Raw genomic sequence first — 20,290 nt, 5'->3', positions numbered from 1 at the left:
TCATAAAATTATTATTCTATTTTGCTCAATACTTGCAGTAATTTATCCACGTTAATGGGCTTTGAAATATAATCATCTGCTCCGGCCAATAGGCATTTTTCACGATCACCCACCATAGCTTGTGCTGTCACCGAAATTACCGGAGTTCCTTTTCGTGATTCTATTTTTTTTATTAATGGAATGGCTTCATACCCATCCATTTCCGGCATCATCATATCAATCAGCACTGCGTTAATATTCTCTTCGCTTTTTAAAATTCGCAAAGCCTCCTCGGCACTAGTACATGAAATACAATCATAAGATCTGGCTCTCAATGTGGCAGAAAGCGCAAAAATATTTCGGGGATCATCATCGACAATTAAAACTCTTTTTTTGTTCATGGGGTAATTATTTTGATGATTTAAGCTTTGTCATATAACCAAACACGCAATAAAGATAACAACTGATCCACATCTACTGGTTTTGTGATATAATCAGAAGCTCCTGCGTTTATACATTTTTCTCTATCGCCAGTCATTGCTTTTGCAGTAACCGCAATTACCGGAAGGTTCTTCCAGTCTTTGTTTTCTCTAATTCGTGTTGCCGTTTCATATCCGTCCATATTGGGCATCATCATATCCAGTAAAACTACATCAATTTCAGGATGTTTGTCTAATACTTTTAAGGCTTCTTGTCCGTCAATGGCCGTCACCACATTCATTTTCAAAACCTCCAAGGCTTTGGTCAAAGAGAAAATATTTCTAACGTCATCGTCCACAATCAATACCGTTTTATCTCTCAAAACGTTATTCATCATATTTTGCTTCTTAAAACTTTCTTGTTTTCCATTTCCTTTTTTGTTCTCTTCCACCAAATGAAGAAATAAGGAAACCTCATCAAGCATTCTTTGATAAGAGTGAGCCGTTTTAACAACTATCGAATCGGCGTATTTTTTAATTTTCAATTCTTCTTGCATCGAAAGGCTTTTGCCCGTAAATACAATGATCGGAAGGTTTTCAAGTCCTGGATTCTTTTTTACACTTTCTAAGATATCATAGGCCTGCTTCGCCGGAATTCCCATATCTAGAATCACACAATTGACCTCTGTGTTTTGCAATGCCGCCACACTATCAGACACTTCGCTCTTGATCTCAGAATTAATATTATAAGTTTCTAAGAAATAAGCCAAGGCTTTTGCATGTTTTGGATTGTCTTCAATAATCAACACTTTTTGCGCTTCCCTGTTGATGATGTGCTCAATTCTTCTGAAAATTTCTGGCATCTGCTCAAAGGCAACGGGTTTGTCTAAGAAATTGACAGCTCCTTTCAGCAAACTTTCTTGTTTCATTTTGTGCGAAGACATCATGTGAACCGGAATGTGTTTTGTCTGCAAATTGGTTTTCAGTTCTTCAATTACTTGCCATCCGCTCATGATTGGCAATTGAATATCAAGCAGTACCCCAACCGGTTTGAAGACCAAAGCAAGGTTTAAGGCGTGATCCCCACGAACAGAAACAATACCCTTATAACCGCGTTGACGTGTGAATTCTAGCAATGATTTTGCAAAATTGGTATCGTCCTCCACAATCAGAATTGTTTTATCTCCTTCAGAAATAGATTCTCTATCGTCAGGTACATCTTCTGGAATCACCAAACTCAAATACTTACCTTCTTCAGCTTTTTTAATTTCGTCTTGTGTTGCTTTTTCAGCAAAAGCTTCCTTATTTTCTAAATTCTGTGCGCTAAATGACCCAATAATTGGAATCATCAATGTGAACGTACTTCCTTCGTTAACGGTGCTTTGAAGGACAATTTCGCCCTTAAGCAATTTTGCCAACTCACGGCTAATGGAAAGTCCTAATCCTGTACCTCCATATTTTCTTTTCGTCGAACCGTCAGCCTGCTGAAAAGCTTCAAAGATATTGTATTGTTTCTCTCGCGGAATACCAATTCCCGTATCTTTTACGGCAAAACAAATTTGTTTATCGTCTGTTGGATGTTTGGTAACGCTAAGTGTAACGGATCCTTCTGACGTAAATTTCAGTGCGTTAGAAATCAAGTTTTTTAAGATTTGTTCCAATCGCATTTTGTCTGATTTGATGACTAGCGGCGCATGGCTTTCTTCGATTCTAAAGTCTATATTTTTTTCTTTGGCAACTTCGGTAAAAAGATCTTTCATACTTGCAGTAATTTCTTGGGTCGAAATATCTAAAAGTTCTAATTCCATTTTACCTGCTTCAATTTTGGAAAGATCTAATATTTCATCAATTAAGCCCAACAATCCGTTTCCAGAACTTTGAATTACTTTGGCAAATTCAATCTGTTCTGGGTTCATGTTTTCGTCATTATTTTCAGAAAGAAGTCGGCTCAATAACAAAATTGAATTTAGAGGCGTTCGCAACTCGTGTGACATATTTGCCAAAAACTCAGACTTATACCGCGTTGTTGTTTCAAGATCCTCTGACTTTTTCAGAATCTCATTGTTTTTTTCTTCTAATAAAACACTTCTTTCTGCCAACTCTTCATTCGTTTGCTGCAATTCTTCTTGCTGCACGCGAAGTTCTTCTTCTGAAGCTTGGAGTTTTTCTGTTTGCGTTTCAAGTTCCGCATTCATGCCTTCCAATTCGGTGTGCTGTGCCTTCAATTCTTCAGACTGCGCTTGGGTTTCTTCTAACAATTCTTGAACACGTTTTCTATTTTGCGCCGCTTTAATTGCAATACTGATGTTGTTAGAAGCTGTTTCTAAAAACTCTATGTTGCGTTCGCAAAAAGGCTGAAGAGAAGCCAATTCTATCACTCCAGAGACCTTTTCATTGATCAATGGAAGCCCTACAATTGAAGTTGGTCTCATTTCGCCCAAAGCATAAGATATGGTGATGTCTTCTTGTCCCGCATCCAATACCATCATTTTCTTAGAAGCAACCGCCTGGCCCGTTAATCCTTCTCCTATTCTCAAATACTGTCGATCGTTAGAAGGAATATAACTGTAACCCGCTGAAAAATGAAGTTCTTCTCCTTTTAACAAATATAAAGCTCCGGCACTGCTTTCTGTGTAAACAGAAACATATTCAATAATATCTTTGGTTAATTTTTCTAAATTCTTTTCACCAATCATCACTTTGTTCAATTCAGCAATTCCGGTTTGAAGCCATTCTTTATTCGATAAAGTAGTGAAAGAAGTTCCTAATGAAGAAGCCATATTGTTCAAAGAAACAACAACACTTCCTAAAGCATCACTGGCGTCTTCTTCAACTCTTATGTCATAATTTCCTTTAGAAACTTGACTTGCAACATCGCTGATTACTCTAATTCTTTCAGCCGTATCTTGTTCACTTTTTTCTAATTCTTTTTGAAGTTTTAGTCTTTCGGTATAATCTCTTAAAATTCTAACAAAGAAAAGCGCACTGATAATTAATGCAATTAAAGCGGCGACAATAATTAAAATAGAACTGTAAAGACCAAAACTTTCGGCAGTTTTGATACGCTCATTCAAAAGAATTTCTTCTTCATTTTCGATACGCTTAAGCACTTGCCTAATATCGCCCATTATTTTTCTACCGGTGTCCAGATCTTCTGACATGAAAAGCTTTCCGTTGGTCTTTTCAGTAATCATATTATCAAGATAATCAAAGAGGGAACCTTTAAGCTTTAATAGCGATTTTATATTTTCTTGCTGCTTTGGATTGTCTCTGACAAGTTGTTCTACTTTTCCTAAATATTCATCTGAATTCTCCTCGTAATTATCGTAACGATTCAAGAAATCTTTTTTGCCCGTAATTAAAAACCCCCTCATGCTGGTTTGGGCTTCAACCATCACCATGCTTCCTTGATTCAGATTGTAAATCACCTCTTGGGTATGATTCACTCTTCTGTTACTATCAATCAGCCCGCTAATGCTCACGTATGATGCGATTGAGCTGACAATTAAAATAAGCATTGAAACGCCCGAACTGATGATGAGATTTCGTTTAAAGTTGCCGTTCATATAAATTGTATTCTTTTAATAAAGTGGAAGTATAATTATAAAGCTAGAACCTATTTCTAGCTCGCTTTTTGCTGTGATAAGTCCGTTGTGTTTTTCAATAATTTTTTTAGCGATTGCTAGACCAATTCCGGTGCCTTCATAAGCAGACCTGTCGTTCAAGCTTTGGAAAATCACAAAGATTTTGTCAAGGTATTTTACATCAAAACCAATTCCGTTGTCTTTTACTACAATCTTACAAAATTTTCCTTCCGCTGAAAGAGCACTGTTAAATTCTTTGGTACTGATTCTTTCGCAGGAAATTTCGATAATGGGCGCTACGTCTTTTTTTGAAAACTTAAGTGCGTTTCCGATCAAGTTTTGAAAAACTTGTCTTAATTGGCTGGGTACTCCTTTTAACGAAGGAAAACTGTCTAACTTTAAAGTCGCTTTTTTTTCATCGATGACATATTCAAGATCGGAAAGCACTTCTTGAAAAATCTCTGAAAGCTCCATCTTTTCGGGAAGAACAACTGATGAAAGTCGCGAATAGTCCATCAAATCATTGATCAATTTGCCCATTCTTTCCGCAGATCCAATGGTTCTATTGGCATAATCAACCGCTTTATCGTCTTCTTTGAGGTATTTGTCTTTGATGATTTTGGTAAAAATTTCAATCTTTCGAAGTGGCTCTTTTAAATCGTGAGAAACCACCCAAGTAAATTGTTGCAGCTCGTGATTACTGAATTCTAATTCTTGATTTTTCTCCAGTAATTCTCTTGTTCTTTCTGCTACTTTTCGTTCTAAGTTTTCTTCAGCTTCTTTTCTTATTTCAACTTCTTTTGAAAGAATATCCCTGATGTTTTTCAGCTCTTTTTGCTGTTCAAATAACTTGAGAAATGTTTTTACTTTTAAAATAAGAAGGTCAGAATCTACGGGTTTTGTTATATAATCAACGCCTCCCGATTCATATCCTCTTGAAATAAATTTTTTCTGCTTGTTAACGGCTGACAAAAAAATAACCGGAATATCTTTTGTCCTGTTGCTTCCTGCCAAAGTTTCAACGACTTCAAAACCGTCCATTCCTGGCATTTGAACATCCATTATAATCAATGAATAATTGACTTTTAAAATCTTTTTTAAGGCCTCTTCGCCAGATTCTGCTGAATCAGCCGATAGTGAGTGCAGTTCCAATATCTTTTTTAGTGGGAGTATATTCTCTTTTTTATCGTCAACAATCAATATCATGTTTAAAGTATATTTTTTTATAGCAAATTGATTCAATAATACTTGTAAAATCTTGTGGTGCTTAATGACTTTAGTCTAGTCGTATATAGTCATTTTCCAAAAGTAAGAATTATTCAAAGCCACAAGTTTATATAATTCCCACATTTGTTGCGCAATTCCCACTTTTATAGCGTAATGAATTCAATGATTCTGCAATTAACTACAAAAAAAAAACCGCTAAATGAAAATAACTTCATTAGCGGTTTTTTTTAGTAATAATAAAAAATTTATTTAACACGTTGCCAGCTTTGTGTTCGTCCTAATAATGAAATCCCAACAAAACCTCGAACTTTTAGCTTATCTGGCCCGTCTAGGGTTAAACTACATTTGTAAACCTTCCCCGAATTTGGATCTAAGATGGTTCCACCTTCCCAGCTTGATCCTTTCTTTTTCAAGCCTTCCAGAATAATCATTCCTTTTATTGGCTTTCCTTTTTTGGCGCCATCACATTCGTCGCACACTTTATCTTCTTTAGATTTATCTAAAATATCAACAATTTTTCCATAAATCTTTCCATTGTTCTCATAGATTTCTACAACTGATTTTGCCTTTCCGGTTGCATCATCTATGGTTTTCCATTTCCCTAAAGCGGTTTGCGCATTACCCGATACAATTACGGCAATGACCAATATGACACTGTATAAGATTTTCTTTTTCATTATTTCCCAAAACTATATCTTACACCAAAATTAAACCCGAAGCCACTTGCATTAACATATTGAGTAGGAATTTTTCTTGCAGCATCTGGATTTTCAGCACCTTGCGTATATTCGTCCTCAAATTGAAAGTGGGTTTCATTTTTTGGTAAATCAGCCAATTGCTGTCCCGGAACCAATATCGTTCCAGCCGGAGTCATAGCCGTGGTTTCATATTCTTTAATTTCTGCTGATTTACTTTTTATGCTCAAGTTTTTAAATTCAATCTCTCCAAAAAGATGAAGTTTTGGTCCAATCGGATAGGTTACTCCCAACGCTCCTGCAAAACCAACACTAAAGCGAGACTCTACTTCGGTTCTTGCTCGAACATTTACATCAACACCTTCACCACCACCGTTTGGCGCATAGGCTTGGCTGTCAATATGTAGTTTTCCAGCAGCAGGAATCAGCAATCCAATTCGAGCATAGGGATTTAATTTACTAAAAGCTGGAGTCAAATAAATGGCTGGCATCACATCAAGCCCTTCAAGAAATGCCTTAGCTTCTGACTGCATCATCGGACTGTTTAATTTTCCTATTGCTTTTTCTTCACCCCAAAAATAATTAAAACCAAGTTCCGCACCGATGTAAGGATTGAACATGTATCCAAAAGTCACATTACCTTTAAATCCGCTACCAAGAGTTCCGTTTAATGATTTGATTCTCTGGCTTCCATCAGGATTTACGGTAATATCGGTTGATTGTCGAATCATCGTCAGGCCATTTGGATCCGCATTATTGAATTCTGTACCTCCTGATTCTAATGAATATCCGAGTCCACCTCTAACGTAAAATTCTTGAGCATTACTTTTTGTGCCGGCTGCCAATGCCATAATTGTACACAGAATTAAGCTTACCTTTTTCATTGTAATTTTGTTTTGAATTAATATTGTTGTTTGTAAAACCTTGAAATGTGGTATTTTAGGCTTTAACTAAAGGTAAGAAATTACTTTTGAAATCGTTTTCGTGTTACAATAACCTTAACAAGTTTAAATTAAACTTTGCTTTTTTTTCAAAAACCCATAGACCACAAAGCAATAAAATATCTGAAATACAATTACTTACAGATTAATTTATTCACTACATTTGATAGTACTTTGAAAAAAGTATTATTTTTTCAAAATTTACTTCCAAGAACATGATGACCCATTTGATTTTAAATCTCAAAACTAAATCAATACAGTCATGAAAAAATTGAAACACACATCCGTATTATGCTTGCTCAGCATCAGCCTCTTTGCTCAATTAAAATATCCCGAAACAAAAAAAATTGAGGTCATTGACACTTATTTTGGCGTTGATTATAAAGATTCTTATCGTTGGCTAGAAAACTTGAAAGATCCCGAAGCAATTTCTTGGTTTAAATCTCAAGCAGATTTGACAAATTCTACTATGAGTAAAATCTCTGGACGTGACGAACTTATTACCGAATGGAAAAAATTAGATAAAATTCAGCCTGCCGTTTATTTTTCTGTAATTGAAGAAAATGGTCGCTATTTTTATCAAAAAAGAATGCCTGGAGAAGTAGTCAGCAAGGTTTACTTTAGAGAAGGAATTAACGGAAAAGAACAATTCCTTTTTGACCCTCAAAATTTTATTTCAGGAAAAACACTGGCTGTACAGCAGATAGTCCCAAATTTTGACGGAAAAAAAATTATTATTGCTTACACTGAAAAAGGTGCTGAAGTTGCAACTTTAAAAGTAATGAATGTGGATACTAAAAAATTCTTGAGCGATGAAATTAATGCCGTTGCCGGAGTTGATACTTGGGCATTTGACAACTCAGGATTTTTTTACACTTGGATAAAATCAGCTGACAATACTGATTCCACTTCTCGCTTAAATCCAAAAACCCGTTTTCATAAGATTGGTGATGACCCAAAAAAAGATGCCGATTTTTTTAGCAATGAAGCCTATCCCGAATTAAAAATTGAAGAAAAAGCCTATCCCGGAATTGTACTTTCAAAGTTTTCTAAAGAGTATGTTTTTGCGTATCTCGGCACAGTGCAAAGGGAAATGCAATTATATTACGCGCCAATTTCTCAATTAAATTCTGGTAAAATTCAATGGAAACCTTTGGCAACCACAAACGATAAAATTGTCAGAAGTCTTGATGTCATCGGAGATCAATTTTATGCTATAACATACAACGGTGCCAAAAATTACAAGCTGGTTGTGACCGATTTAAAAAAACCCGATTGGGCAAATGCTAAAGTGATTGCGCCAGAAAAAAAAGACATGACTTTGGAATCTTTTGTGGCATCTGAAAATTATTTGATTTTAAATTATACGGATGGAATCAATAGCAAATTATACAAATATGACATCAAAGACAGAAAAACTTCGGAAGTAAAATTACCTTTTAATGGTTCTGTAAATGTGGTTTCCTTAGATAAAAAAACAAATGACTTTATTGTTTCAATCACTTCTTGGAACATGCCTTTCACAGACTTTTCATATAGTCCGAAAACAGATACATTTTCTGAAAGTCCCTTTAACAAAACTTCTTCTTATCCCGATGAATATAAAAATCTTATTGTTGAAGAGGTCGAGGTCAAAGGACATGATGGCGTTAAGATTCCACTTTCTATTATTTATAAAAAAGGAATGAAAAAAGACGGTTCAAATGTTTGTTTTATGGAAAGCTATGGCGCTTACGGAATAAGTGCAAGTCCCTTTTTTAGTGTAAGAAAAAACTCCTTGGCCATTAAAGACGTTATTCTTGCAATTCCTCACGTTCGAGGTGGTAGTGAAAAAGGACAAGAATGGTATCTTGGCGGCTATAAAACTACCAAACCAAATACTTGGAAAGATTTTATAAGTTGTGCCGAATACCTCATAAAAGAAGGATATACCTCATCTGAAAAACTCGCTGGAGCAGGTACAAGTGCGGGAGGAATTTTAATTACAAGAGCTATTACAGAACGACCTGAATTATTTGCTGCTGCAATTTGCAACGTTGGATGCGCAAATACGATGCGTGGTGAATTTTCTTCAAATGGTCCCGTAAATATTCCTGAATTTGGAACTGTGCAAAATGAAGCAGAATGCAAAGCTCTACATGAAATGGACGGGATGCATCATGTGGTTCAAGGCACAAAATATCCAGCTGTTTTGTCAATCGCTGGCTGGAATGACCCCAGAGTGGTGGCTTGGCAACCCGGAAAGTTTGCTGGAGCAATGCAAAACGCAACGTCTTCTGACAAACCTGTATTGTTAAAAGTAAATTATGACAACGGGCATTTTACAGAAGACAAAGATGTAACCTATGCCAATTTTGCGGATCAATATGCCTTTATAATGTGGCAAACTGGCCATCCTGACTTCAAGATGAAATAATAATACTTTTATAAAAAACTTTCAAAGGGGAATTTTTATTCTTAAATTAGTGAATAAACATTCCCTTTTAAAATGGATAGTACCACTCAACTTTTATGGCTCTTCATTCTTGCGATTCCCATTGCTTGTATTTCTTGGACGGTAACTCACGAAGAAGTTTTTCGAGAGCCCAGAGATTTTTGCATCAAATACAGCAAAGATGGAAAGACATTTTTGAAAAGAAAATTTTTCTACCTTTTTACTTGTGAGTATTGTTTCAGTCATTATGTAACCGTTGCTGCACTTTTTTTTACCGATTATCATTTGCTTTTATTTGATTGGAAAGGATATGTAATTGCTGGTTTTGCCTTGGTTTTTGTGGCCAATGCGTACATGAGTTTGTTTGCTTTACTGCGGCAATCAATCAAAAAAGAAAAAACTGAAATTGAAGTTTTAGAAAAAAAAGTAGAAAAATAAGCGTTTAGAAATTTAAATCAGATGAAGATGTAGATTTCAATAATTAATTAAGAATTTTGCAGTATGAGACCCACCAGAAATACTGTCAATTTTGAGAAGATTACTTTTCGCGAAAGGCTTTCCGCTTTTTCAAATTTTCCTGAATTTTTTAGATTAGTTTGGGAAAGCAGTCCAAAGAAAACAGCTTTAAGTTTTTTATTCCGCATCATTCGTTCCGCAATGCCTGTCGCTTTATTGTATATCGGAAAATTAATTGTGGACGAAGTGATTTTTTTAAACGGAAGCACTTCGGTTTCAGACCCTACTTATTTGTGGAAACTAATTGCACTAGAATTTGGCTTGGCCATTTTAACCGATGCTTTAAACCGAATTATTAGTTTGCTCGATAGTCTTTTAGGCGATTCTTTTTCAAATTTCACCTCTTTAAAAATCATGCGTCACGCAGCAAGTTTAGATCTTGACCAACTGGAAGATTCTGAATTTTATGATAAACTAGAAAGAGCCAGACAACAAACCGCCGGGCGAACAATGTTGCTTTCCCAGATCATGAGCCAAATTCAAGATCTGATTTCAATGGCTTTTCTAATCACCGGATTGGTCGCATTTAATCCGTGGCTTATAATTTTATTGATTATTGCGATAATTCCCTCTTTTTTAGGAGAGTCTCATTTTAACAACCAAAATTATTCTCTTTCAAGAAGCCAAACACCTGAACGCCGCGAGTTGGATTACCTTCGGTTTCTGGGCGCAAGTGACGAAACAGCCAAGGAAATAAAAATGTTTAATCTTGGAAATTTTATTGCTTCACGATTTAAAACCTTATCAGATAAATTTTATGCTGATAATAGTAAACTTGCCATCAAAAGATCTGCTTGGGGAACTTTCTTTTCAATATTAGGAACCTCGGGATATTATGGCGCTTACGTTTTTATTGTTGTAAAAACAATTAGTGGAGTTCTCTCTGTGGGAGATTTGACCTTTTTGGCCGGATCATTTCGCCAATTAAGAACCTTGAGCGAAGGACTTCTCTCTCGACTCACATCCATTTCACAAGGAGCGATTTACTTAAATGATTTCATAGATTTCTTTGCAATCCATTCCCAAATTAAAAAAACAGAAAAACCTGTTGCGTTTCCTAATCCGATTAAAGAAGGATTTCAATTTGAAAATGTAGGTTTTAAGTATCGAAATTCAGAAAAATGGGCCAATCGACACTTGAACTTCACCTTACTTCCGGGAGAAACTTTAGCTTTAGTTGGAGAAAATGGCGCTGGAAAAACAACTTTAGTTAAATTATTGGCGCGTTTGTATGAACCTACTGAAGGAAAAATTCTCTTAGATGGAATTGATTTAAAAGAGTATGATCCTGAAGAATTACGATTAAATATTGGTGTTATTTTTCAAGATTATTTGCGATACCAAATGACACTTTCAAACAATATTGCTGTTGGAAATATTCAAGAAAAAGAAAACGAACAACTGATTAAATCTGCTGCTGCCGGAAGTATGGCCGATATTTTAGCGGCAAAACTTCCTAATAAATTTGACCAAGCTTTAGGAAAAAGATTTAATAATGGCGTTGAATTATCAGGAGGAGAATGGCAAAAAGTGGCATTGGCCAGAATCTATATGAAAGAGTCTCAGGTTTTAATTTTAGATGAACCCACAGCAGCTTTAGACGCAAGAGCAGAATATGAAGTTTTTCAAAGATTTTCAAAAATAACCGAGAAAAAATCTGCCGTTTTAATTTCACATCGTTTTTCAACCGCCCGACTTGCAGACAGAATTTTGGTTTTAGAAAGCGGTCAAATCTTGGAAATGGGAACCCACGAAGAGCTTCTCTCGTTAAAAGGACGTTATAATGAACTATTTCAGTTGCAAGCCAGAGGTTACAAATAAATTCTAGTTGCCTTTTTAGAATAAAAACGGACTTAAAATAAAAAAATGGGATCGCTAAAACACGCGATCCCATCCAGTTAGGTTGGTTTTTCAAATAATTCCTCTAATCAATAACCAACCCGATCAGGCATCAGATAACCTACCACCGGTTATTTCTGGACAAGCGTCCAGCTAGATACTTGATTTAATATATACTTAAAATTATAAATTTACTTCTCCTATTTTTTTCTTCAGAACATTTCACATCCTCAGTACCTTGTATTTAAGAGCTTCTTTTCACCAAACCCTTTTGCCGCCCTTTGTGCGCTTCTTTTTTTAGCAGAACGACTACTATTTCATGAAGCCCTGGCTGTTCTCTTTGTCATTACAGCCTCTGCTGGCGCAACGCTTACTCCAAAAAATAACACATTGCTCCCGCCAAGTTGTATTTGATTTTCTATATTTACGTCTATTAACCTTTTTTATGGCAACCCCCAACCAAAGATCAGAATATGGCTTCCAATTTTGAAAAATTATTGTTAGAATCAGAACAAAAATTCATTCAGGCATTGATTGACATCGATTATAAAAAATTAGTGGCACTCACTCACCCGAAAGCTATTTTCGTCACTGAATCTGCAGAAACTTTTTCAGGAATTATATCTTTACATACTCATTACGCTTCCATTATAAAAATTCAGTCTATCGAATTATTAGACCGGAAAGTTAATTTTCATGATAATTATGCCATCGTTTCGAGTATTGAAAAACGTTTAGGCTTACTCAATAACATTCCTGTCCAAAGCGAATATGCCATTACAAGGGTATGGAAATGCCTGCCTAAAAAGTGCATTGTGATCAGCGGTTGCATTGTTAACCGAAAAAACACGCGCAATTAAATTTACTTGAACTAATTTTCTAATTCTTCAATGTCCCCAGGGTCATAATCTAGCTCCAAGGCTTTTACGGTCTGAACCGCATTTCCAGCAATTCCTTTTATAGAACCATACATTCCGATGGTATTGTTAATGACTTTGTCAATTTGTTTTTCCCTAGCCGTCCAGATTTTTTTCATAGCATTTTTCTCTTTAACCAAATCAATCTGCATTTGAGAAAAACCTTCCACAATGCCTTCAATTTGCATTCTAAATTCAGTACTGGTTAAAAAATCATAAAGCAAGGTCATCTTGTCGCCTTTATTTTCCTGAGATTGTAGCGCTTGACTCACTTGAATCAACGACTGTCTTAAAACAGCGCTCAATCCTTTGAACTCTTCATAAGTACAAATCCAAATACCTTCTTTCATGCCCATTCGTTGCATATCGGCTGGTAAAACTTCGGTTACCAAAACACCGATGCTTGCTTTTTTATCACGAATATCATTCTTGAATTTTTCTATCCAAAGCGGTTGGAACGTCTTCGTTCTTTTGCTTTCATAATAAATTGTACCGCAATTCTGCAGTTCAAAAGTATTAATCGTTTGCATGCAATCGGCACCATTTGCTCCTTTTTTTACCTCATCAATGGTATCTAACGGAAAATTATTGGCCAGCCATTCTTCCATTGCCAGTTCTAAAACTTCACCTTGCAACTGCATTGAGCCTTGCTCTTGCTTGCGTTTCATTTCTTCAATCAACTTTCGCTGGTCTTCGGCTTGTTTTTGGTATTCTTTAATTTTCAGCTCGTTTTTTTCTTCCTCTTGCTTGCGGATTTTTTCTTTTTCTAAAACTAAGGTTTCATTCAATTGTTGCTGTGCCTGTGCTTCTATCAAATCTTTCATTTCCAACTTTTCACGTTGCAGTTTTGAAATTTCGCCTTGCATTTTATTCAGTTCCCGCAACTTTTCTGATTTTTCAGAAAGCTCTTTTTCCATTAAAGAAATGCGGTCTTTGTTTTCTTCTTCTAACTTTATCTTTAAGGCAGAAAGAATATTTTTTTCAGATTCCTTTTTTTCTAATTCTAATTTTTCTTGAAACTGCTGTTTTTCACGTTTGGCTTTTGCTTCAACCTCTTCTTTTGCTTTCTCTAAACGGTCTTGAAACAGCTCATTTTCTTTTTTCTTTTTGGATTCAAAATCTTCTTTGGCTTTTTCCAGCGCTTCATTCTTCGTTTCCCATTCTGTCGTTTGGGCATTCAATTTTTGCTGAAATTCTTTGCGCAGAGCATCTTCAATTTGATGTTTTAAAATATCGTTTACATCAATTGAGGTACCGCAGCTCGGACATTGGATAGAAGATTGTTGTGCCATTTTTATTTTGGGCTAATAGGTTTACAGTATAAAAAGCAATCTCACAAATATATCGTTTATTTCTTCAATTTTAAATAGGCAGGCAGGCCAAAAATGCACAATCATACTCCAAAATTCAGATCACCTACTTATATTTGCAAAACACAACACACAAAACAATGAATTATTTCTCTTCCGATTTTAAGCTCGGCATTTTAGGCGGCGGCCAATTAGGCAAAATGATGCTTTCTGACACGCGAAAATTTGACATCCAGACGTATGTTTTAGATCCAAGCGAAGAAGCGCCAAGCCGAATTGCCTGCAATAAATTCTTCCAAGGAAATTTAATGGATTTTGATACCGTATATAATTTCGGAAAACAAGTGGATGTGCTGACTTTTGAAATCGAATTGGTCAACATTGAAGCTTTAGAGAAATTAGAAAGCGAAGGCGTTAAAGTATTTCCTTCGCCAAAAACGTTGCGAGGCATACAAAACAAAGGAACTCAAAAAGATTTTTACGTAGCAAATAATATCCCAACGTCGCCACACAAACGATTTCATTCTATTGGAGATTTAAAATCAGAAGTAGGAAATGCTATAATTTCATTACCTTTCGTATGGAAAAGCGCTGAGTTTGGGTATGACGGAAACGGTGTTAAAGTAGTCCGTTCTGCCCAAGATTTAGACAATTTGCCAAATGTGGAATGTATTGCAGAAGAAATGGTTCCGTTCAAAAATGAATTGGCGGTAATCGTTGTCAGGAATCCGAGCGGTGAAATCAAAACCTATCCCGTTGTGGAAATGGAATTTCATCCCGAAGCGAACCAAGTGGAATATGTAATCTGCCCGGCAAGAATCGATGAAAAAGTGGCAGAAAAAGCAAGGGCAATCGCTTTAAATGTTTCTGAAAAATTCAATCACGTTGGCCTTTTGGCTGTGGAAATGTTCCAAACCAATGACGATGAAATTTTGATAAACGAAGTCGCTCCAAGACCGCACAATTCAGGCCATTATTCCATCGAAGCCAGTTATACTTCGCAATTTGAAAACCATTTGCGTGCCATTTTAGACTTGCCTTTAGGAAATACCGACAGCAAAGTTGCCGGAATTATGGTAAATTTAGTCGGCGAAGAAGGTTTTTCAGGACAAGTGGTGTATGAAAATATTGAAAAAATCATGGCCATTGACGGTGTTACGCCACATATCTATGGCAAAAGAGAAACCCGTCCGTTTAGAAAAATGGGTCACGTGACGATTGTCAATGAAGATATTGCGGAAGCTAGAAAAGTGGCAGAAGAAGTGAAGAAATTGATTCGGGTAATTAGCAAATAGAGCATTTGACAGTTGGACTTCTTTGACTTCAGACATCCAACCTTGACATTTTAAACTTTAAGATTAAAAAATATGAAAGTAGCAATTGTAATGGGCTCCATTTCTGACATGCCAGTCATGCAGGAAGCCATCGACATATTAAAAGAATTCAAAATTGAAACAGAAGTGGATATCGTTTCGGCACACAGAACGCCTGAAAAACTTTTTGATTTCAGTAAAAATGCGCACACCAGAGGAATTTCAGTGATCATTGCTGGAGCCGGCGGTGCCGCACATTTGCCAGGAATGGTGGCTTCGATGTCACCGCTTCCCGTGATCGGAGTTCCGGTAAAATCAAGCAATTCAATTGACGGCTGGGACTCTGTCTTGTCCATTTTGCAAATGCCAGGAGGCGTTCCCGTGGCAACCGTGGCTTTAAACGGAGCTAAAAATGCTGGAATTTTGGCGGCACAAATTATCGGAAGCTCAAATGCTTCGGTTTTAGAAACCATTATTTCTTATAAAGAAAATCTAAAACAGGCTGTTATCAAAGCTTCGGAAGGACTACAAAAATAAAACTATAACTAGAAAGTCCGCAAAGGAATTTCGTAAAGAACGCAAACAAAAAATATTTGCGAGCCTTGCGTTTACTCTTTGCGGACTTTGCGTTATAATTCTCAACGTTTTCACAAGATTCTTTCAAATCATTTCTCAATTTTATACTTTTGAAATCAGCCAAATAAAAAAATAATTTTTACTTGGTTCAAAAAATTAATTAGAAAAATTATATGTCAATACTTTCAGAAAAATTTACGACGCAACACGATACTGCTCCTTTTTCGCAAATAAAAAATGAAGACTTCCTTCCTGCTTTTAAAGAAGGAATTGCTTCGGCAAAAAAAGAAATAGATGCAATAATTGCCAATCCGGAGAAGCCAACTTTTGCAAATACCGTTGAAGCGATGGATTTCAGCGGTTCGACTTTAGACCGAATTTCGAGTATTTTTTTCAACTTGCATTCCGCTGAAACCAACGACGAAATTCAAAAAATTGCTCAGGAAGTTTCGCCTCTTTTATCAGAATTCGGAAATGACATCCGGCTAAATGCCGATTTATTTCAAAGAGTAAAAACGGTGTATGATGCTAGGGAAAGCTTGAATCTAAATCCAGAACAGACGACTTTATTAGACAAAAAATACAAAAGTTTTTCCAGAAACGGCGCCAATCTATCAGAAAAAAAGAAAAACCAGCTTCGTGAAATTGATAAAGAGCTATCAAAACTAAGCTTGGAATTTGGCGAAAACGTTTTGTCAGAAACACAAGGTTTTGAACTGCACATTACTGAAGAAAAAGACTTGTCAGGCTTGCCAGAAGGAACAATTGAAGCCGCAAAAGAATTGGCTGTTGCCCAAGAAAAAGAAGGTTGGATTTTCACATTGGACTATCCAAGCTATGTTCCGTTTATGACGTATGCTGCCAACAGGGAGCTGCGCAAGAAAATGGCGATTGCTTTTGGTTCCAAAGGATTCCAGAAGAATGAATTTGACAACGAAGAGATTGTCTTGAAAATTGCCAAATTGCGCTTTGAAAGAGCCCAGCTTTTAGGCTATGCTTCTCACGCGCATTTTGTGCTGGAAGAAAGAATGGCTGAAAGCCCTGAGAAAGTGAGCGCTTTTTTAAATGAATTGCTTGAAAAAGCAAAACCAGCCGCTGAAAAAGAATTTGAGCAATTGAAAAAATTCGCGAAAGATTTAGACGGAATTGAAACTTTAGAAAAATGGGACAGCGCGTATTATTCTGAAAAATTGAAACAGCAGTTATTCAATTTAGACGATGAGAAACTGAAGCCTTATTTCAAATTAGAAAATGTTTTAGACGGCGCTTTTACGATTGCCGGACGTTTGTTTGGCTTGAATTTCAGCGAAGTGGATTCCATTGAAAAATACCACCAAGATGTAAAAACATACGAAGTAAAAAACATTTCGGGAGAATTGGTTTCGATTTTCTATGCTGATTTTTTTCCGAGAAAAGGAAAACGAAATGGCGCATGGATGACTTCGTTCAAATCGCAATATGTTTTAAATGAAATTAATGAAAGACCGCACATTTCAATTGTTTGCAATTTCACAAAACCAACAGAAACCAAACCTTCGCTGTTGACTTTTAACGAAGTAACCACTTTATTCCACGAATTTGGCCACGCTTTACACGGAATGCTTGCGGACACGGTGTATCCAAGTTTGTCTGGAACCAGCGTTTTTTGGGACTTCGTAGAATTGCCAAGCCAAATTTTTGAAAATTGGTGCTATGAGCCGGAAGCGTTGGCTTTATTCGCGCACCATTACCAAACCAGAGAATTGATTCCGACGGAATATATCCATAAAATTAAAGAAAGTGCCAGTTTCCAAGAAGGATTGGCAACCATGCGCCAGTTGAGTTTTGGATTGTTAGATATGGGTTGGCACGGACAAGACCCTACAGGAATTACTTCGATTAAAGATTTTGAAAACGAGCAGTTTGCTTCTACAAAATTATATCCAGATGTGAATGAAAATGCAATGAGCACCTCCTTTTCGCATATTTTTCAAGGTGGGTATTCATCAGGGTATTACAGCTATAAATGGGCAGAAGTTTTAGATGCCGATGCTTTTGAATACTTTCAAGAACAAGGAATTTTTGATCCAGAAGCAGCAAAAAGATTCCAGGAAAACATACTTTCAAAAGGCGGCACCGAACATCCGATGGTGTTGTACAAACGCTTCCGTGGCAGCGAACCAAAACCAGATGCTTTGTTGAAAAGAGCAGGATTGCTATAAAATCAAAAAGCCAGTACTTTTCTAATAGTACTGGCTTTTTTTACTTAAAAAGCTTAAACAATTTCCATTTGAAAACTCACTTGCTGTTTTGCGTTACCTTTCAGCAATCCTTGTTTTCCATCTTGATTTAACATATTTTCTCTTCCATGTATTTCAATTTCTACACTGTTTTCTAAAGAAAGTAATGATCCCTTTTTCGCTACTTCTTCTGAAATTGGCAATTTAAAAAAAGCTTTCACTTCGAGATGTGTCTGACAATTTGCACAAAATTGAGAATTCCACCGGCTCAAAACAGCTTCTGTACCTAAGTGTTCTTTCTTTCCATCAATAATAGCATAGGCTGAAATCATAAAGGATCCTCTGATTGGCGCTTTATTAATCCTTGAAACTTTAATAACTTTTACAGGTCCTTCTGCCTGTAATGATTTAGCGCTGCGTGACTCTTCTAAAGATCCAGCACTGTAAGTTAATCCTAACTGTTTTTCAATATTTATACAATCTAAAGAAGTATAGGTTTGTTCTTTTCCATTTACCATCTTTTTGAATGGATTCAAAGGAGTTTCTAGATCCAACCATGAATTTGGAGCTATTCCCGGCGTTGGCCCTTGATCATCTACTGAATTTGTGCCGGGATATTCTGATATGATTTCAAGCCTGTCCGTAAAACCATGTTTTTTCTGCCAAAGCCAAAATACACGATCCACATTGCAATGGTGAAAGTAAAAAATAGGATCCAATCCGGCAGTATCATTTTCGCCCATATCGCCATTGGCACCAGGAATTGGCGAACGATTGTAAGTTGGCAAATCACAGCCACCGACTGCCAAATGGATGCTATTGTGTGGCGACTCAAGAGGAACAACTGGAGCCACACCTTCCGCAAGATTTGCATTCCATTCTGCTGCCGAAGTGGTATTTGAAAAAACCGTAAAATTAGGAGCGTTCAGGCTATCTTTAAATTTCTGGTTTACATTTGTAGGTATTTCTTTTCCGTTTACTATGATTTTAGAATTCATCCAATTCAGAATATTTTCGTTCAACAGCTCAACATTTTTATTGTGATTTGCATATTGGGCATTGTGCGCGGCGGTTGCAGCACGGGCTTCATCACTTCCTACAAGTCCTGACAAAGGATAACGAACTGTTTCATATCCTTTTGGCTTGCTGTAAAGATTATTATCTCCTTGCACATTATCAACAATATTTATAGGAAAAACAAATGAGCGCAACGGATTTGCAATTTGCTGTCCGTCAAGCGTAAAAAACTCATCTGTCAAACAAGATGGAATTCCTTTTTTCAAACTTTTCTCGTCTGTTTCGTCCCAATAGGACAACATCACCTCTTCACAACCTTTGATGCTTTGAAGGGCTTCTTCTAATTTTAAAATATACACACGATGCCACGTTGGAAACAGCACGTTTCCGTGATTGCAATAGCCTCCCCAATAAGCGGAATTCCCCCATCCGGCACCTCTAAAAGGCTCTCCATGAAAACCTCCCAGCTTAAAAAATGAATTTTCATTATCTGCAGGAAGCTCTTTGATGCCTTTCCAGGCACGCATTAAATCTTCCAAGGCTTTTTTGTTTCCCCCATTGTAATCTTTTTGCAACTCGGCAATTGATCTTCTAATTTTTAAATTTTTGGCTGTAGGCATAATTGTTTTATTAAATATTAATTGTGTTTTGTTTTAAATAAATGAATGGAAATTGCTGGAAACTGCATCAGCAATGATCCAGAAATAATGAAAATCATCCCTGAAACCAATATCCATTTTTCATGGCCAAAGGAAAATCTCCCCATTAAGATGAGCAACGTCCCGATGAGGCTCAGAAGAAATGGTCCGTAAGTAGCAGGCATTGATTTTTTATAAATCATATATAAATGAAGTCCTAAGAAACCAATTAAAACCGGAAATAACCAGCCCATGTAAGGCAATTGAGCCAGGCCAAGGCTTCCGAACATACTCATGTAAACTGCCCAGCAAAGAGGACATTTTGGAAAAAAAGCAATGAGAATGCTCAGCACTACGGAAGGAATCGCTTTTAAGGTCTTATTGGTTTTTGGAATTGCTTTTAGGAGACTTGACTTTTCATCTTCAATCGCCTTGCCGGTACAGCAACAGCTTTTTCTAGTTGAAATAGAATTTTCCATATCCTATAATTTATCGATATACAATACGAATTCAGGTGAGTCAAAAGTTGCTGAGAAGTCTGGATTATTGAGCAGGCTTCGATAGGTCCACAAGCCGGGACCTAAGATTTGAGGTAAGTTTAGCATAATTTAGTGTAGGTTAAGAATTAAGTATTTTTTTAAAAACTTCAATATAATTTGGGGCTTA

Annotated in this window: 15 protein-coding genes; 7 read left to right on the top strand and 8 right to left on the bottom strand. The window is 36.5% G+C overall.

Annotation, left to right across the window (positions count from 1 at the left end; translation table 11 throughout):
- Positions 1-11 precede the first annotated feature (11 nt).
- From EG849_RS09055 to EG849_RS09035, 5 genes are all read right to left on the bottom strand, one after another.
- Entirely contained in the window at positions 12-380 is a 369-nt protein-coding gene (locus EG849_RS09055; protein WP_125012762.1) for a response regulator, read from the bottom strand.
- A 20-nt stretch (positions 381-400) separates the two neighbouring features.
- Positions 401-3,964, bottom strand: coding sequence for a response regulator (locus EG849_RS09050; protein WP_125012761.1), 3,564 nt, complete (start codon positions 3,962-3,964; stop codon positions 401-403).
- A 15-nt stretch (positions 3,965-3,979) separates the two neighbouring features.
- The gene (locus EG849_RS09045; protein ID WP_125012760.1) at positions 3,980-5,188 is read right to left on the bottom strand and encodes a hybrid sensor histidine kinase/response regulator; all 1,209 of its coding nucleotides are present in this window, start codon (positions 5,186-5,188) and stop codon (positions 3,980-3,982) included.
- A 266-nt stretch (positions 5,189-5,454) separates the two neighbouring features.
- Positions 5,455-5,886, bottom strand: a complete 432-nt coding sequence (locus EG849_RS09040; protein WP_125012759.1) for a DUF2147 domain-containing protein — start codon at positions 5,884-5,886, stop codon at positions 5,455-5,457.
- Entirely contained in the window at positions 5,886-6,788 is a 903-nt protein-coding gene (locus EG849_RS09035; RefSeq protein WP_125012758.1) for an outer membrane beta-barrel protein, read from the bottom strand. The genes EG849_RS09040 and EG849_RS09035 overlap by 1 nt, the downstream gene beginning before the upstream one ends.
- 319 nt (positions 6,789-7,107) lie before the next feature.
- Here EG849_RS09035 and EG849_RS09030 point away from each other — a divergent pair, with 319 nt between their 5' ends.
- From EG849_RS09030 to EG849_RS09015, 4 genes are all read left to right on the top strand, one after another.
- Positions 7,108-9,261: a prolyl oligopeptidase family serine peptidase gene (locus tag EG849_RS09030; protein ID WP_125012757.1), complete on the top strand. Its 2,154-nt coding sequence runs from the start codon at positions 7,108-7,110 to the stop codon at positions 9,259-9,261.
- A 72-nt stretch (positions 9,262-9,333) separates the two neighbouring features.
- A complete protein-coding gene (locus EG849_RS09025) occupies positions 9,334-9,717 on the top strand; it encodes a hypothetical protein (RefSeq protein WP_125012756.1) in 384 nt (127 codons plus the stop codon).
- Positions 9,718-9,780: 63 nt separating this feature from the next.
- On the top strand, positions 9,781-11,616 hold the full coding sequence (locus tag EG849_RS09020) for an ABC transporter ATP-binding protein (RefSeq protein WP_125012755.1): 1,836 nt from the start codon (positions 9,781-9,783) through the stop codon (positions 11,614-11,616).
- Positions 11,617-12,107: 491 nt separating this feature from the next.
- On the top strand, positions 12,108-12,494 hold the full coding sequence (locus EG849_RS09015) for a nuclear transport factor 2 family protein (protein ID WP_125012754.1): 387 nt from the start codon (positions 12,108-12,110) through the stop codon (positions 12,492-12,494).
- A gap of 11 nt (positions 12,495-12,505) precedes the next feature.
- On the opposite strand, the gene EG849_RS09010 is transcribed toward EG849_RS09015, so the two are convergent.
- Entirely contained in the window at positions 12,506-13,843 is a 1,338-nt protein-coding gene (locus EG849_RS09010; RefSeq protein WP_125012753.1) for a DUF2130 domain-containing protein, read from the bottom strand.
- A gap of 158 nt (positions 13,844-14,001) precedes the next feature.
- Here EG849_RS09010 and EG849_RS09005 point away from each other — a divergent pair, with 158 nt between their 5' ends.
- The 3 genes from EG849_RS09005 to EG849_RS08995 all read left to right on the top strand — a co-directional run bounded on the left by EG849_RS09005 (position 14,002) and on the right by EG849_RS08995 (position 17,951).
- Positions 14,002-15,156: a 5-(carboxyamino)imidazole ribonucleotide synthase gene (locus EG849_RS09005; protein WP_125012752.1), complete on the top strand. Its 1,155-nt coding sequence runs from the start codon at positions 14,002-14,004 to the stop codon at positions 15,154-15,156.
- 72 nt (positions 15,157-15,228) lie between these two features.
- Positions 15,229-15,711, top strand: coding sequence for a 5-(carboxyamino)imidazole ribonucleotide mutase (gene purE / locus EG849_RS09000; RefSeq protein WP_125012751.1), 483 nt, complete (start codon positions 15,229-15,231; stop codon positions 15,709-15,711).
- 212 nt (positions 15,712-15,923) lie between these two features.
- On the top strand, positions 15,924-17,951 hold the full coding sequence (locus tag EG849_RS08995) for a M3 family metallopeptidase (RefSeq protein ID WP_125012750.1): 2,028 nt from the start codon (positions 15,924-15,926) through the stop codon (positions 17,949-17,951).
- A gap of 53 nt (positions 17,952-18,004) precedes the next feature.
- Here the strand turns inward: EG849_RS08995 and EG849_RS08990 are convergent, their stop codons facing one another.
- Together EG849_RS08990 and EG849_RS08985 are read right to left on the bottom strand one after the other, a co-directional pair.
- Positions 18,005-19,606, bottom strand: coding sequence for a tyrosinase family protein (locus tag EG849_RS08990; protein WP_125012749.1), 1,602 nt, complete (start codon positions 19,604-19,606; stop codon positions 18,005-18,007).
- Positions 19,607-19,623: 17 nt separating this feature from the next.
- Complete coding sequence (locus tag EG849_RS08985) at positions 19,624-20,103, bottom strand: hypothetical protein (RefSeq protein WP_125012748.1); 480 nt, start codon at positions 20,101-20,103, stop codon at positions 19,624-19,626.
- Between the last annotated feature and the right edge of the window lie 187 nt (positions 20,104-20,290).

The organism is Flavobacterium macacae (assembly GCF_003865365.1).
In the GTDB taxonomy this organism is placed as follows: Bacteria; Bacteroidota; Bacteroidia; order Flavobacteriales; family Flavobacteriaceae; genus Flavobacterium; species Flavobacterium macacae.
Note: the sequence above shows the minus strand (reverse complement) of the source record. Positions and strands in the feature narration are given on the sequence as shown.

Excerpts from the sequence above, each read along its gene's own strand:
- EG849_RS09015 (WP_125012754.1), top strand. The coding sequence starts at position 12,108 with ATGGCTTCCAATTTTGAAAAATTATTGTTAGAATCAGAACAAAAATTC.
- EG849_RS08995 (WP_125012750.1), top strand. The coding sequence starts at position 15,924 with ATGTCAATACTTTCAGAAAAATTTACGACGCAACACGATACTGCTCCT.
- EG849_RS09040 (WP_125012759.1), bottom strand. The coding sequence starts at position 5,886 with ATGAAAAAGAAAATCTTATACAGTGTCATATTGGTCATTGCCGTAATT.
- EG849_RS09050 (WP_125012761.1), bottom strand. The coding sequence starts at position 3,964 with ATGAACGGCAACTTTAAACGAAATCTCATCATCAGTTCGGGCGTTTCA.
- EG849_RS08985 (WP_125012748.1), bottom strand. The coding sequence starts at position 20,103 with ATGGAAAATTCTATTTCAACTAGAAAAAGCTGTTGCTGTACCGGCAAG.
- EG849_RS08990 (WP_125012749.1), bottom strand. The coding sequence starts at position 19,606 with ATGCCTACAGCCAAAAATTTAAAAATTAGAAGATCAATTGCCGAGTTG.
- EG849_RS09020 (WP_125012755.1), top strand. The coding sequence starts at position 9,781 with ATGAGACCCACCAGAAATACTGTCAATTTTGAGAAGATTACTTTTCGC.
- EG849_RS09010 (WP_125012753.1), bottom strand. The coding sequence starts at position 13,843 with ATGGCACAACAATCTTCTATCCAATGTCCGAGCTGCGGTACCTCAATT.
- EG849_RS09035 (WP_125012758.1), bottom strand. The coding sequence starts at position 6,788 with ATGAAAAAGGTAAGCTTAATTCTGTGTACAATTATGGCATTGGCAGCC.
- EG849_RS09025 (WP_125012756.1), top strand. The coding sequence starts at position 9,334 with ATGGATAGTACCACTCAACTTTTATGGCTCTTCATTCTTGCGATTCCC.
- EG849_RS09045 (WP_125012760.1), bottom strand. The coding sequence starts at position 5,188 with ATGATATTGATTGTTGACGATAAAAAAGAGAATATACTCCCACTAAAA.
- EG849_RS09030 (WP_125012757.1), top strand. The coding sequence starts at position 7,108 with ATGAAAAAATTGAAACACACATCCGTATTATGCTTGCTCAGCATCAGC.
- EG849_RS09005 (WP_125012752.1), top strand. The coding sequence starts at position 14,002 with ATGAATTATTTCTCTTCCGATTTTAAGCTCGGCATTTTAGGCGGCGGC.
- EG849_RS09055 (WP_125012762.1), bottom strand. The coding sequence starts at position 380 with ATGAACAAAAAAAGAGTTTTAATTGTCGATGATGATCCCCGAAATATT.
- purE (WP_125012751.1), top strand. The coding sequence starts at position 15,229 with ATGAAAGTAGCAATTGTAATGGGCTCCATTTCTGACATGCCAGTCATG.